General features: G+C 68.1%; 12 protein-coding genes and 1 pseudogene. 8 read left to right on the top strand and 5 right to left on the bottom strand.

Going from position 1 to position 14,269, the window contains the following annotated elements; all coding sequences use genetic code 11:
- The first annotated feature begins 119 nt into the window (after positions 1-119).
- The 5 genes from OG389_RS05605 (at position 120) to OG389_RS05585 (ending at position 5,247) form a co-directional block, all read left to right on the top strand.
- On the top strand, positions 120-365 hold the full coding sequence (locus OG389_RS05605) for a hypothetical protein (protein ID WP_328297349.1): 246 nt from the start codon (positions 120-122) through the stop codon (positions 363-365).
- Positions 366-555: 190 nt separating this feature from the next.
- Complete coding sequence (locus OG389_RS05600; RefSeq protein WP_443059415.1) at positions 556-2,061, top strand: GMC family oxidoreductase; 1,506 nt, start codon at positions 556-558, stop codon at positions 2,059-2,061.
- Positions 2,062-2,283: 222 nt separating this feature from the next.
- Complete coding sequence (locus OG389_RS05595; RefSeq protein ID WP_328297347.1) at positions 2,284-3,102, top strand: inositol monophosphatase family protein; 819 nt, start codon at positions 2,284-2,286, stop codon at positions 3,100-3,102.
- Positions 3,103-3,167: 65 nt separating this feature from the next.
- Positions 3,168-3,764: an NADPH-dependent F420 reductase gene (locus OG389_RS05590; protein WP_328297346.1), complete on the top strand. Its 597-nt coding sequence runs from the start codon at positions 3,168-3,170 to the stop codon at positions 3,762-3,764.
- 496 nt (positions 3,765-4,260) lie between these two features.
- Complete coding sequence (locus OG389_RS05585) at positions 4,261-5,247, top strand: helix-turn-helix domain-containing protein (protein WP_328297345.1); 987 nt, start codon at positions 4,261-4,263, stop codon at positions 5,245-5,247.
- A gap of 343 nt (positions 5,248-5,590) precedes the next feature.
- On the opposite strand, the gene OG389_RS05580 is transcribed toward OG389_RS05585, so the two are convergent.
- A complete protein-coding gene (locus tag OG389_RS05580; protein WP_328297344.1) occupies positions 5,591-6,730 on the bottom strand; it encodes a PucR family transcriptional regulator in 1,140 nt (379 codons plus the stop codon).
- A gap of 87 nt (positions 6,731-6,817) precedes the next feature.
- On the opposite strand from OG389_RS05580, the gene OG389_RS05575 reads away from it, so the two are divergent.
- Both OG389_RS05575 and OG389_RS05570 read left to right on the top strand, forming a co-directional pair.
- The gene (locus OG389_RS05575; protein ID WP_328297343.1) at positions 6,818-7,873 is read left to right on the top strand and encodes a ferredoxin reductase; all 1,056 of its coding nucleotides are present in this window, start codon (positions 6,818-6,820) and stop codon (positions 7,871-7,873) included.
- 7 nt (positions 7,874-7,880) lie between these two features.
- On the top strand, positions 7,881-8,999 hold the full coding sequence (locus tag OG389_RS05570; RefSeq protein ID WP_328297342.1) for a fatty acid desaturase family protein: 1,119 nt from the start codon (positions 7,881-7,883) through the stop codon (positions 8,997-8,999).
- A gap of 227 nt (positions 9,000-9,226) precedes the next feature.
- Here the strand turns inward: OG389_RS05570 and OG389_RS05565 are convergent, their stop codons facing one another.
- A complete protein-coding gene (locus OG389_RS05565; RefSeq protein ID WP_328297341.1) occupies positions 9,227-9,397 on the bottom strand; it encodes a hypothetical protein in 171 nt (56 codons plus the stop codon).
- A 715-nt stretch (positions 9,398-10,112) separates the two neighbouring features.
- Positions 10,113-10,262, bottom strand: a pseudogene (locus OG389_RS36715) (AAA family ATPase); the annotation flags it as partial.
- A 939-nt stretch (positions 10,263-11,201) separates the two neighbouring features.
- Here OG389_RS36715 and OG389_RS05560 point away from each other — a divergent pair.
- Positions 11,202-11,645, top strand: coding sequence for a hypothetical protein (locus OG389_RS05560; protein WP_328297340.1), 444 nt, complete (start codon positions 11,202-11,204; stop codon positions 11,643-11,645).
- Here the strand turns inward: OG389_RS05560 and OG389_RS05555 are convergent.
- Both OG389_RS05555 and OG389_RS05550 read right to left on the bottom strand, forming a co-directional pair.
- Positions 11,637-12,839 carry an IS110 family transposase gene (locus tag OG389_RS05555; protein ID WP_328303536.1) on the bottom strand — a complete coding sequence of 401 codons (1,203 nt, stop codon included), beginning with the start codon at positions 12,837-12,839 and terminating at the stop codon, positions 11,637-11,639. The genes OG389_RS05560 and OG389_RS05555 overlap by 9 nt on opposite strands.
- A 449-nt stretch (positions 12,840-13,288) precedes the next feature.
- Complete coding sequence (locus tag OG389_RS05550) at positions 13,289-13,591, bottom strand: hypothetical protein (RefSeq protein ID WP_328297339.1); 303 nt, start codon at positions 13,589-13,591, stop codon at positions 13,289-13,291.
- Positions 13,592-14,269: the final 678 nt, after the last annotated feature.

The following is a 14,269-nucleotide window of genomic DNA, read 5'->3' as shown; positions in this document are numbered from 1 at the left end:
TCTCGCCACTCGTATGGCGCTGAGGTTCCGAGCGAACGGCGCGGAGGTTCAAGTGCGTGCCGCATCGGTATTCCTAGGATTCGACGACAGAAGGGAAAACCCGGGCTGTTCCTGGACGGGTGCACACGGAGAACGAGAAGATCGTGAAACAAGAGAGCCCCAGCCGCATGGTCGTCATCGCAGGTACCGGCGCCTGCATGGGCATCCCCGGCAGGGTGATCGGCCGTAGCTGGACCGGGCGCGCCCAGGTCCGTCGGATCAAGGTCATCGTTTGCCGTCGGGCCGCCTCGGTGTCCGTCAGCACCGCCAGCGCGCACAACCTGCCTCCGGGCGGCCTTGTTCCAATGACGCCCGCGCGTTGCTGATCAGCTGGTTCAACGCTTTCTGCGTGCCGACCCCGGAGGCGGACGAGCGGGGCACAGGGCCGATCTGAAGAGAACCATCCCAATTGTTCGGCCCCTTTAGTACATGCAAGCAATCAGCTCTTTGACCGTCGAGGAGCTATTTCCTGAGACCCGGTGGTCGGACAGAGCTGCCGTGGGAAGCGGAGACATGATGGGCCAGAGTCCTTATGACTATGTCGTTGTGGGAGCGGGGACAGCGGGGTGCGTGATTGCCTCCCGGCTGTCGGAACGCCGCGACGTGAGGGTGTTGTTGCTGGAGGCGGGAGCCCGGGACGCGACCGCGGCGATGGCATCTCCTTGGGGGTTCCTGGGGTTCGACCCGTCATCCCTCTGGCTGGGCGTCTCGACCGTGCAGGCCGGTACGGGCAGGGTCGCTGACGTGTTGCGCGGCAAGGCGCTCGGCGGATCGTCGAGCATCAATGGCCTCTACCACCTGCGGGGGCACCGCTCAGGTTATGACGAGTGGCCCGGACTCGGTGCTCCAGGCTGGGGTTTCGACGATCTGCTGCCCTACTTCCGCCGCAGCGAGAGCACTCGCGGTCGTGATGGCTCCACACGGGGTGCGGACGGGCCGGTCCTGGTCGCGCCGGTTCCGGAACCCCATCCCTTGGCCACGGCGGGCGTCGAAGCCGCGGTGCAGGCTGGGTTCACGCGCGCCGATGACATCACCGGCGGGCTGGAGACCGGGTTCGGTTGGAGTGACATGAATCTGCCCGGCGGCGTCCGCCAGAGCGCGTCCGACGCCTACATCCGTCCGTTCCTCGACCGGCCGAACCTGGACGTCGTCACGGAAGCGACGGTGCAGCGGCTGCGCCTCATCGCCGGCCGTTGCATCGGCGTCGAGTACAGCGTGGGTGGCGAGCACCTGTCCGTCGGGAGCGCCGAGGTCGTACTGACGGCGGGGGCCATCGGTTCCGCGCACCTCCTGATGCTGTCGGGGATCGGTCCGGCACGACACCTCGGCGAACACGGCATCGACATCGTCGCCGACTTGCCGGGTGTGGGATCCCATCTGCAGGACCATCCGATGGCGGGCGTGGTGTACGAGGCCAGCCGGCCCGTACCGTTCCTTCCTGCCAACCCGCCGGCAGAAATGATGGGGCTGCTCTACAGCGGTCCCGCTGCGGCCCGGCCGGACCTTCAGGTCTACGTCGTCGCCGCACCCCTCCCGTCGGCATGGGGCCAGGCGCCGGCCAGCGGATACTCCATCGCCTTCTCCGCGATGGCGCCGCACAGCAGCGGTACCGTGCGCCTGGCGGATGCCGATCCCGCCAGTGCTCCCGTCGTCGACCCCGGCTACCTGAGCGACGACCGTGACCTGGAGGTCATGCGCAAGGGCCTGGCAGTAGCACGCCGGATCGGGGAGGCAGACGCGTTCGCCGACTGGCGCAAGCAGGAGGCGGTGCCGGGCTCCGGGGCGATCGGTGAGTCCGTGGACGAGTTCATCCGCAAGGCTACCGGCCCCTACTTCCACTTCACCGGCACCTGCCGCATGGGAACCGACGCCGATGCCGTCGTCGACCCCGCGGACCTTCGTGTACACGGGATCGCCGGACTGCGGGTCGCCGACGCCTCGTTGATGCCGTTCATCCCCTCGGCCAACACCAACGCGACCGTCTACGCCATCGCCGAACGGGCTGCCGAACTGCTCGGTTGAGCCTTCTGCCGTGCCCACGGCGCTTCATCCCCCTTCGTGCGCCGGATGCGGCGTGGACTCCTGCTCGTCCTGGTGGCGGTTACGCAGGAGCGCGCGGCCACCCCGGCCGCACTGCCCCTTCCGGCAGTGCGTCGAGCCCCTTCCGGCAGTGCGTCGAGCGCGGTAGCAACGCCCAGTTCGGCCCGACCGACCTCATCACCTTCCTCAGACAGGAGCACCACCATGTCCGAAACGCTTCAGACCACTGGCATCGCCACCTCCGACGGCGACCTGCTCGACCAGACCGTGATCGCGGTGCGCGCGGCCGGTTCGGCGCTCCGAGAGCGCTTCGGCGAGGTGGTCCGCTACGAGAGCCGCGAAGAACTGATGCGCGCGCTCGCCGCCAACGACGGCACGGCCTTGGACATCCTGCGACCCCGCCTCAGCGGCCTGCGCCCGGACGCCGGCTGGGTGGAGGACGAACTGGCCGGCGGGGCGCTGCCGTCCGGTGAGTGGTGGGTCGTGGATCCGTCCGAAGGCAACGTCAACCACCTGCACGCACTGCCGGAATGGGCGGTGACGGTCACCCTCGTGCGTGACAACCTGCCGGTTCTCACCGTGGTCCACTTGCCGTTGACCGGCGAGACCTACACCGCGCTCACCGGCGCCGGCGCCCACCTCGACGGCCGGCCGCTGCGCGTCTCCCCGACCGCGGATCTCGGCCTGAGCATCGTGGCCACCAGCCAGGCCCGGCCGGACGAGGACGAGAAGGTCGTGCGGCGCGTCGGCTCCTCGATCACCGCGATGCTCTTCGACGCGCTCGTCGTCCGCACCGCCGTGCCCGCGACCCTGCACCTGGCGAACGTGGCCGCCGGCCGGATCGACGCCTTCTGGCAGTTCGCCGGCGCCCGGGCGGACCTGCTGCCCGGGGCGCTGCTCGTCACCGAGGCCGGCGGACGGATCTCCGACGCCGAGGGCCGGCCCTGGACCCCGCAGAGCGAGAGCTTCCTGGCCACCGCGCCCGGCATCCACATTGAGGCCGTCGCCACGCTCTCCCGCTGACCGCGCGCCACCACCTGAACCACAACCTGCACCACGACCCGTACCCACGCAAGGACCAGATCACCATGACCACGATCGCAGTTCTCGGAAACGGCCGCGTCGGCGGCAACCTGGCCACAGCCCTCACGCGGGCAGGCCACCAGGTGACCGCGGTGGACCGCGCGCCCGGCGCCGCCGCCGATGCCGCCCGCACGGTCCGGATCGTCATCAACGCCACCCCGGGCTCCGGCTCCCTGGAACGTCTCGCCGCCCTGCGTGAAGAGATGCACGGCAAGATCCTCATCGACGTCTCCAACGCCACCGTCGACGGACCGGACGGACTGCCCGTCGGCCTCGTTTACCCCGGCTCGAGCCTCGGCGAACAGCTCCAGGAAGCACTCCCCGGAACACACGTCGTCAAGACGCTCAACACCATGCTCTTCCCGGTCATGACGGCCCCATCCACTCTCACCCAGACGCCGACCGCCTTCCTCTCCGGGGACGACCCGCACGCCAAGCACACTGTCCGTGACCTGCTCGTCGACCTCGGCTGGCACAAGGAATGGATCACCGACCTCGGTGGAATCCAGACCGCCCGCGCCACCGAGGCTGCCATCCTCTTCGTACCGCACGTCATCCGCTCCAGCGGATTTGTTCCCTTCGCGATCTCGATCGCCCGCTGACTGCTCGTTGGTCAACGGGTCAGCCCACGCGTCCGGCTGTACCAGGAGGTACCCGCGTGCAGGTACGCACTGGCGTCCACCGGGCCGGGCGCTCCTCCGTCACCGTGGGGCAGCAGAGCTTGGTCGGTCCAATGCGGTGCCTGCCCCAACGGCCCACCTCGATGCCGATTTCAGCGATCACGTCGGCTGACAGCGCGGTGATTCTCCGGTCGCTGGTGATCACTCCACGAGACGCATGCCTCACCGCACGACCGTGATCGACGATCGAGCGGGGGATGAGCTCATCCCGCCGGATCAGAAGCATCGGCTCGGCCTCTCGGCTGCTGCAATGCGATTCGTCTATAGGAAGATTGACAGGGTGCCCATATGAGGCGAGGCGCCGTCCTGTGGAAAACGATCATCCCAGGACGGCGTTTGAAGTGATGAAGTACGAGAGGACCGCAGAGGGATGCACGGTACTGGAGCGGAGGTCGACGGCCCGCGCGGGGTGTTCGCAGTGGACTCGACCGCCCCGGGCTCCGCACCGCGGGGGCTCGACGTGTTCCGGCGCGGGTGGGAGACGCAGGTCGGCGACGATGTCTTCCAACTTCCCGCCTTCAACCCGGATACGACCGGTGACTTCCGGGTCAAGGGAAACGTGGCCAAGGTGCACGGCGCGGCGATCGCTGATCTTCACGCCGCGTCGGCAACCCGGACCGCGGACGTTCCGGGCGGCGATCAGGATCTGATTGCCATGTACGTCGTGCGGAGCGGCTCATGGACTCTGGGCGGCCCGCCCGGTTACGGCGACCAGACGGTGTCGACCGGGCAGTTCCTCGTCCGGCACCTCGGGCGCCTTACGGCCTTCGATACGACGGCGCACCTGACGGCGAAGTTTCTCGTCCTGCCTCCCGGCGAGCTCAAACCCCTGCTTGGGAACCGGGTCATCACCGGGCCGGTGGACTCGGCCGAGATGCGCTTGCTGACGGCCCTTACCGACATGATTCACGCAACCGTGGCCGACCTCGGTCCGGCCGGTGTACTGGCTGCCCAGAACACGCTGATCGAGCTGACCAAGGCGGTGGTGAAGGGGCGCTTCGACGACGTAGAACCCCGGATGGCTCCCGCGCTCGCCCAGGCCGCCAAGGACCTCGCGGACCGTCGGCTCGCTGACCCGGAACTTTCTCCGGCCATGCTTGCACGTGAACTCAACGTCTCCGTCCGTACGCTGCACCGGGCGTTCGCCGCAGTGGGTGAGCAGGTGACCGCCTACATCCGCCACCGGCGACTGCATGAGGCCCGGCTCGTCCTCGCCGCGCCGTCAGGGCGCGTGAGCATTTCAGAACTCGCTGCGCACTGGCAGTTCGCGGACGGCAGTCACTTCACCCGAGCCTTCAAGAAGCACTACGGTCAGACTCCCACCGAGTACGCCCGCTCGACCGGAGCGGCCTCGCTCGTGCCGAACCCGCACCCGTCGGGCCACCGGCTGGCCGAGAGCGCGTGATCACCTCTGCAGCCCGTCGGCCCACGGAGCGAGGAACGGGTACTCGGGCACTGCTTCGTTGCTCCGTGCCAGGTAGGAGTGCAGTCGGCGCCAAGACTTCACTGGCCGTCAGCCGAGCGCCGCACCTCGGGTTGGTCCGCCGATGTACCGCCAACTCTCCTATGGTCGGTGGTCATCACAGAGCCGTCCGGCCGCGTAGAAGCGTGCGGGTGCTCCGCAACTCTCAGTCTTGGCCGACTCGTACGGTTCTTCCCCGGGCCGCATCAGCGGGCTGATCGCACCGAGGGCGAGGCGCGATTCCTGGACCGTTCGAGGACACGGTCGTGGACGGTCGAAGAGCGGGTCAGCCCACCCGGAGACCGACCGCCAGCGTCAGTTCGAGAACCCGGTGCGGCGACCCGAGATCCGGAAACAGCTCCCGCACCTGCGACATCCGGTACCGAACGGTCTGGGGGTGGACGAACAACGCCGCCGCCACCTCGTCCCGCCTGCCCTGGTGCAGCAGCCACGCCCGCAACGTCTCCTCGAGCCGCCGCGCGGTCGCGGCCGGCAAGGTCCGCAACGGTGCGAGGGCTCGGGCACGCAGGTCAGCGAACGCGTCCGCGTCGGCGCTCAGTACCAGCTCGGGCAGGTGGTCCTCGGTGTCGCGGATGTTGGAGGAGAGGGAGAGCGCGCGTACGGCTCGTGCGTACGAGGCGGACGCACGCGTCCACGGCCGGGCCGGGCCGACCACGGCGGTGCGGTCGGGCAGCTGCCTCAGGAGATGTGCTCGGTCGGCATCGGGGACGAGCAGCACGCCGGAAGCGTCCGGCAGATCGTCGAGGACAAGGGTGCCCGGGTCGAGCGTGCGGTAGGCCGGCCGGGCCTGGGCGGCGGGCAGCAGGACTGCGGTCAGTGAAATCGGCGGCTGCCACCCGGCCCGCCCAGCAGCGGCAAGGAGCACGTCCGGGCTCGCGCCGGAGAGGAGGTCGCGGGCCAGTTGTTCCAGGTGGCGCTCGTGGGCCCGGCCCCGCGCGGCCAGTTCGTCGGCGTGGCCCGAGGCGCTCGCGGCGGAGAGCTCGTCGATGTAGGCGAAGGTCAGCTCGGCGAACTTGGCGACCTGGGCGGCGGGCAGACCCGCGGGGACGGCACCTGCGGCCAGGCCTCGCCAGGCCACGCGGGCGCCGACCCGGTAGGCGCTGAGCAGGGCGTCCATCGAACGGCCGTCGCGGACCTCGCCGCGGCCCAGTTCGTAGGCCGCGTCGCCGGCGTCGCCGCCCGTGGCGTTTCCGCTCGCGAGGTCAAGATAGAGGCCCAGGGCGGTGCGGACGGCTCGGCGGATGGTGGCGCCCATGCGGCCCGAAAGGGCGTTGGCGTAGGGCGGGACCTCGTCGATGATCGCCTGGACGACCTCGTCGGCGGTGGTCCTCAGCGCGGCCCGCAGCGCGGTGACCGTCGTCTCATCCAGGGCCAGCTCGGTGGCCCTCCGGCTTGCATGGCTCACGTTTTTGTTCCTTGCGAACAATTTAGCCGATCAGATTTACGTCCTGCGGTCAGGACTTTACCCCTTCAGGCGCAGCAAGCTGGAGGCATGACGAGTACAGCCCTCCGCAGCAGGGCGTGGAAACTGCTGGAGATGGTCACGACGCCGCTGCTGCCGTCGGACTACCTCGACCTGGTCAGCCCGCTGCGTGCGGGCGCTGACCTGCGGGGGCGCATCGAGGCCGTGCACCCCGAGACGGGTGACGCCGCGACCATCGTGATCAGGCCGGGACGGGGCTGGCGCGGCCACACAGCCGGTCAGTACGTGCGGATCGGGGTCGACGTCGACGGGGTGCGCCTGTGGCGTGCCTACTCGGTCACCTCGCCGACAAACCGCCGGGACGGCCGGATCACGATCACCGTGAAGGCCATCCCGGACGGCAAGGTCAGCAACCACCTGGTCCGCATGGCGCAACCCGGCATGCTGATCCAGCTCGACCAGGCGACCGGTGACTTCGTGCTGCCGGAGGCCAAACCCGCCAAGGTGCTCTACCTGACGGCCGGCAGCGGCATCACGCCGGTGATGGGCATGCTGCGCGACATCGATTTCGACGACGTCGTGATGGTCCACTCCGCACCGAAGCCGCACGACGTGATCTTCCGCAGCGACTTGCACGACCTGGTCGCCGACAAGAAGCTGCGTCTCACCGAGCTGCACACCGACACGGACGGCATGCTCGACATCGCCCGTCTGGGCGAACTCGTCCCCGACTGGGCCGAGCGCGAGACCTGGGCGTGCGGGCCCGCGGGCCTGCTCGACGCCGCCGAGGACCACTGGACCGAGCACGGCGTCCCGGAGCGCCTGCACACCGAACGCTTTCGCTCCGGCGTCGTCGTCACCGGCGACGGTGGCGAGGTCACGTTCGGCACCACCAACAAGACCGTCGACGCGGACGGCGCCACGCCGCTGCTGGACGTCGGCGAGGAGGCCGGCGTGCTCATGCCGTCCGGATGCCGCATGGGCATCTGCTTCGGCTGCGTCACGCCGCTCACGGCGGGCGCCGTCCGCGACTTGCGCACCGGCGAGATCACCGAGGCCGGGCCGGGCGTCCTCATCCAGACCTGCGTGTCCGCCGCGGCGGGCCCCTGCGAGATCGAACGGTAGGAGCACCTTGACCGCCATCGACCCCACCGCCCACCTGACCGCGGAGCAGATCGAGGAGCTCGGCCGCGAGCTGGACGCGATTCGCGACGAGGTGATCGCCGGCCGCGGTGAGAAGGACGCCGCCTACATCCGCAAGGTCATCTCTGCACAGCGCAAACTCGAGCTGGTCAGCAGGGGCGTCCTACTGTTCTCGATCTTCCCGCCCGCGTGGCTGATCGGCACCGCCGGCCTGTCCGTGGCGAAGATCATGGAGAACATGGAGATCGGCCACAACGTCCTGCACGGCCAGTGGGACTGGATGCGGGACCCGAAGATCCACTCCACCACCTGGGACTGGGATCACGTCTCGCCGGCCGAGCAGTGGAAGCACTCGCACAACGAGCTGCACCACACGTACACCAACGTGATCGGCAAGGACAACGACCTCGGCTACGGCATCATGCGCGTCGACGAGGACCAGAAGTGGTACCCGTTCCACCTCGGCCAGCCGCTGTGGAACTTCATCAACGCCTGCTTCTTCGAGTACGGCATCGCCGCCTACGACCTGGATCTCGGCAGGAACCTGCACAAGCGCCGCCGCAAGAACCCGGAGTTCCGCGCGCGGGCCAGGGCCGTGGGCCGCAAGATCCGCAAGCAGGTGCTCAAGGACTACGTGATCCACCCGCTCCTCTCGGGCCCGTCGTTCCTCACCACGCTCGCCGCCACGTTCACCGCGAACCTGGTCCGCAATATCTGGTCCCACTCGGTGATCATGTGCGGGCACTTCCCCGAGGGCGTGCAGGTCTTCGAGCGCCGGTCGATCAAGGGCGAGACGCGCGGCCAGTGGTACCTGCGCCAGATGATGGGCTCGGCGAACATCAGCGGCGGCAAGGCCATGCACTTCATGACCGGCAACCTGTCGCACCAGATCGAGCACCACCTGTTCCCGGACCTGCCGAGCAACCGGTATGCCGAGGTCGCGGTGAAGGTGCGCGGCTTGTTCGAGAAGTACGAGCTGAAGTACGTCACCGGGCCGCTGCCCAAGCAGGTGTACTCGGCGTGGCACAAGGTCTTCCGGCTCTCGCTGCCGAACAAGAAGCCCAAGGTCACGACGCCGGACCGCGAGCAGGAGCTCGCCGCGGTCTGACTCCCGGTACTGGTTCAGACCATTCGACCGTACCGACGGCACAAGAGGGGCTGAGGCCCTCGTGGTCCCACTGCTCGAGCAGCACCTCTGCGGGGAGCGCGCTGCCGTCGGGAGCAAGGCGCTGGCCGGCTGGACGAGTGCCGCGAAGGCCCGACGCCCTGCGTCGAGGACGGCGGTGAGCCGACTCTGCAGCCCGTCGGCCCACGGAGCGAGGAACGGGTACTCGGTCAATGCGTCGTTGCTCCGTGCCAGGTAGGAGTGCAGTCGGCGCCAATGCGAGTGGCGTCCGAGCGGAAGTTACGGGCGCGGTCGTAGCGTTCCCGTTCCTCGTCGCGCCCGGCCTCGATGTCCTCCTCGTCCCTGGGCTCCCTGTCGAGCCAGGTGGTGAGAGAGTCCACCTCGCTCACCGCTACGCCGAGCGGCAGGATCGGGCTGTCCGTGGACAGAGGTCACCGACAGTTCGCACAGAGCCGCTCGACGGCTTCGCCGAACGGGAAGTCGACCTGGTTCGCGGAGTCGGCAGACCGCAGCGTGCGGCACTCGGGGCTTCCGTGGAGCTTGCCCTTGGTTATGCGCAGCCACTGACAGCCCGCCGGGTAATCGGTCCCCTCCACTCTGGGGTGGGTTGACGTACCACGCCAGGCGCACGGCTGCCGTCACTGGTCCGGGAGGCGCGACCGAGCGACCCTGTTCGGTGCTTAGCGTGATGACCCAGTGTCGGTGGGTGACGCTCTGGAGCTGGCTTCGGGAGGGTAATTTCCTTTCCGGGAGCTCGACTTGGCGCTCTAGAAGAACCCAACTGCCTTCGGGGAATAGCTGCAATAAAGGTTCTTCGTCTTCTGGTGGTACAGCAGTTGAACCCATGCTGACCAGGGGAACGGCAGTTGGTGCGGCTCCTTGGCGGGGGCCGGTCCGGAAATGGTCCGGATCTTGGTCCTGGTGGTCCCCAGGCGGAGTAGCTGGCGTGGGAGGGGAAGGTCTGGGAGTGGTCCCGGGTCTTGCATGCCCCCGGCGGCTCGCCAGGCCGTCGTACGTTGCGCGAAACTGAGCTTCCTGGCCTTCGCGACCGTGGGACAGGTCGACCTCATCGAACCAGCGCGTAGCTCGGCGGTTCAGCGGTGTAGTGGCCAGCCGGAGCGCTTCGATGACGTTGGACTTACCGGAGTTGTTCTCACCCACGAGCAAAGTGATGTCGGGTTGGAAGCCGACCTCGATGTCGTAGCACGACCGGAAATTCTTTATACCGAGTTGCCGCAAGTACATGCCGGCATTAGGTTCTTCCTGGCTCACCAACGCACCCCCGCTACTCCATCCAGCCGCAAAGACGGCCACCCGCACTATGAGTCTCGTAGGGCGGTCTCGTGCACTCTGGCACATGACCCACGCGACGATCATATGAACCGGCAAGTAGCACGGAGGGCGGTATCGAGATCGCGGGGGCCTTTCCGACATGGCCACGTCCCAGCCCACCGAGGAATCGACCGGGAAGCTGACGGCCAAATTAACCGACGACCCCACCGCTCAGCCCATGCCGACCGGCTCGTCCTTCAACCGGCATTGGGGAGCCCACCCCGACCGCATCGTCCTCCAGCAGCCCAGAGATCGGTACTGCCACCTCACCCTCCTGCCTCTGGCGCCAAGCCTGAGGGCTCTCTTGCCTACGCCGACGCCGCTTCCTGGATCGCTCGACGCACCGAACTCCCGATCGGTGCTATCGGTGCCATCACTCTGGTTGCTGTCGGCCGCCGAGCGCAGGCCGGGGGTTAGCCGGACGGCACCGATAAAGCCCCATAACCGAAGTCCGTATCGGCAGGCTCCCGGGACATCATTTCGGGGGCCTGCTGGCGTCTACGGTAGGTCACTCGCAGGATTCACGGGCCCTGAGTGGGCCCTGCATGTACCGGCGGCACGTCGTAGAGCGGACGGCCAGATGTATCTCCGGGATTGCCGCTTCGAGGAGTCCTTCGTCGCCTTCCAGGTCGAGTTTGTTCCTGGTGGCGGTTTCAACGTCGAGACGTACCGCAAGGGGTGCACCCGGCCCGACGGGGTCCGCGCCTCCGCCGGAAGCACTTCTCCGGGTCGGGGAATGGTCCGTCGCAGGCGGTGTGTTGATGGCGACGGAGATCACCTCGTGGGGCTACGACACCCGGGACCGGGAGGGAGAAGCCCCTCGCGTACGCGGATGCCGACATCCCCGTGCTCGTGGTCGTCGACCTCGACGTGGATAAGGTGTTCATCTGCTCGGATCCGGTCGACGGGAAGTGCCAGACCACCAACAGCTACGAGTGCGGCGATCAGGCCGAGCTGCCCGGCCTCGAGATCACCCTCGATACCATCGAGCTGAACGACGACCGGGGCAAGCCGAAGCAGCAGAAAAAGAGAAGCTCGCCAGCCGGCCACGGGCACGACAGCGCCCGCACAGCCGATGTGCTGTGCGGGCCCTGTCGTGCCCGTAAGCTACGCGGCTCCTGCCCAGGCTGCCGCCCCGTGGGCCCACAGAGTGAACTCCCCGTAGCGGATCGCGTCGCTCGGCTGGTCGAACAGGCCGTACAGGAAGCCGGGGCGCAGCTCTGCGCCATCGCCTTCCGGAGCCTGCTCTCCACTTCGTGTGTGGGGGGGGTGCCCCTATGGGTTTGGTCAAGGTGATGGGGCGGTCTGGGGTTCGTAGAAGGTGCCGTCTCGGAGCATGGCGAAGAGGACGTCGGCTCGTCGTCGGGCGAGGCAGAGGAGTGCTTGGGTGTGGTGTTTGCCCTGGCTGATCTTCTTGTCGTAGTAGGCCCGGGAGGCCGGGTCGGCGAGGGCTGCGAACGCGGAGAGGAAGAAGGCCCGTTTGAGCTGCTTGTTTCCGCGTCGGGATGGTTGCTCGCCGCGGATCGACGAACCGGAACTGCGGGTCGTCGGGGCGAGGCCGGCATAGGCAGCGAGGTGAGCGGCGGACGGGAACGAACTGCCGTCGCCGACGTCGATGAGGATGCGGGCTCCGGTCCTGACGCCGATCCCCGGCATGGACGTCAGGACCTTGGAAAGAGGGTGGAGCTCCAGCAGTTCCTCGATCCGGGCTGCGAGGAGTTTTCGCTGGTCAAGCACTGCCTGGAGAGAGTTGGCGAGGCTGGGGACGATCAATGCGGCCGCGTCGGTGCCCGGGACGACGACGGTCTGCTCGTCCAGAGCCGTGAAGATGTCCTCGACCAGCCGCTCGGCCATCCGCGGCGCCTTGGGACGTATCAAGGTCACGAGGCGACGGCGTCCGGCCTTGCGGATCTGGGCTGGGGAACCGAACTGGTCGAGGAGCTTGAGCACCGCCGGATGCTGCACTCGCGGGCCCAGGACCCGTTCCAGCGACGGATGGATCTGCGTGAGAAGGCCGCGGAGACGGTTGCTGATCCGGGTTGCCTCACCCGCGAGGTCGTCGTCGAAGCCGACGATCATCTCCAGCTCGGCGATGGTTTCCTCCTCGAGATCGACCGAGCGGAGCGTGTGGGGCATGACGCGGGCCGCGTCCGCGATGACGAACGCGTCGCGGGCATCAGTCTTGGCCTCGCCCGGATAGAGATCAGCGATCCGTCGCATCGTCAGCCCGGGCAGATAGGCGACCGGGCAGCCCATGTCCCTCGCGACTGCGAGCGGCAGAGCGCCGATGGAGGCCGGCTGGTCGACCACGACCAGCACGGTCCCGTGCTTGGCCTGCAGTCTCCCGAAGACCTCGCGGAGCTTGGGCTCACTGTTGGGCAGCCGCTTATCGAAGGCCTTCTTCCCGGCCGGCGTGACGGCGGTGGCGTGGTGTTCGCCCTTGCCGACGTCCAGGCCGAGGAAGGCGCCGATGCCGCTGATGTCGATCACGTGCGTCCTCCGGTCGTCCCCGTCGCCCGGCCGTCCCACGGCACCGATCGCCACATCCACATTACGAAGAGCCTCCCGACCTGCGAAGAAGCCGGTGGTCATGCCCCTAATCAGCGGTCTGTCGATGCCTCCGGAGCCGGTGACACCACCCCCCAAGACATGCGATCGACAGGGGGAGAAAGTCATGCCGACTCCGAAGGCCGGGCGCCCCGTTGCGGGGCAACCAAAACGGTAATGGGGGGGGGAGTTGCCCTTCACCCAACTCCCCCCGGAGCGCTGCGATATGTCCCTCGACCTTGTCCATGTACGTCGAGAGCTCTGGGCATTCGAGGTCGCAAAGTCCATCTGTTGAGCGTACGAGCGAGGACTGACAGCCAGGGCGCACCTCGGTGCTGGTCTGCCGCGAGCGTGGTGGACCAAGCGGACGGCCAGCTGCTCGGTCTGCCGGGCTATTCGCGGTGGGCGGGGTGCCCGTCGGTGAGGAGACTGCCATACGCCAGGGCCAGAACGGGGAAGCCGAGGTCGTGCAGCGCAAGGCGGGCCGTCTCGGCGGTGGACGGCTGGTAACCGGTGGCCTTCTTCAGGAGGGCGACAACGTAGTGCAGGCTCCCGCCGACGAGCGCGAACCATGCCTGATTCTTGCTGAACGTGCAGCTGTGCGCGGGCACCAGTTCGGCTGCGGCCTGCTGGACCTGGGCGAGGGTGACTTCGCGGCGGGTGCCCTCGGAGAGGAACGTGGCGGTGGTGGGCATGGGCTGTTCCTTCGGTTCGGTGTCGCGCCCGAGGATCGTACGCACTCCCTGCCTGGACGGGCCTGGGGGCGCTGGATCAGGCATGGGGCAGGGTGTTGCCGTGGCCGGGCCGTGGTCGCTACCGGCCCGCGCGAGCAGCGCCGACGAGCCTGGCGGCGCACTCCCGGCATGCGGCGTCGTGGCTGCGGATCGCCGGATGGTCGGCCGCGACCAGGTGACGGCTTGGCCGCGGCTGGGAGGTAGATGACCTCCGCGCCGTGGAGGTTGAGGCGGAATACAGCTTGCCCTTGCTCGTTGCCAGGCGTAGCAGGTGATGAGGATGGCGCGGGTCGGTCCCAGGGGAACCTCGGGCCGGAACCTCGAACCGAGCGTGACGTGGCGTAGCTCACCGCGAGTCGAGGGCATGTCGGCAGGATATGAGCAGCCCAGACCAGCCCGCCGGGTAATCGGTCCCCTCCACTCTGGAGTGAGTTGACGACTCAGGCCATGAGCGCGGCCGCCGTCACGATGGTCCTGCGGACCACGTGATGAGAGCGGTGGGGCACAAAGGGCGTGCCCACACCCATGGCGCTCTGCAGAGCCGAGCCGTCCCCTTGCGTTGTGCCACCACGCGCGTCAGAGGGTTGACGCCTGCCTTACTCCGGGCGGGAGTCTGGTCCGTGACTGGTCCGTGACTGG

The organism is Streptomyces sp. NBC_00435 (assembly GCF_036014235.1).
Lineage (GTDB): Bacteria > Actinomycetota > Actinomycetes > Streptomycetales > Streptomycetaceae > Streptomyces.
Note: the sequence above shows the minus strand (reverse complement) of the source record. Positions and strands in the feature narration are given on the sequence as shown.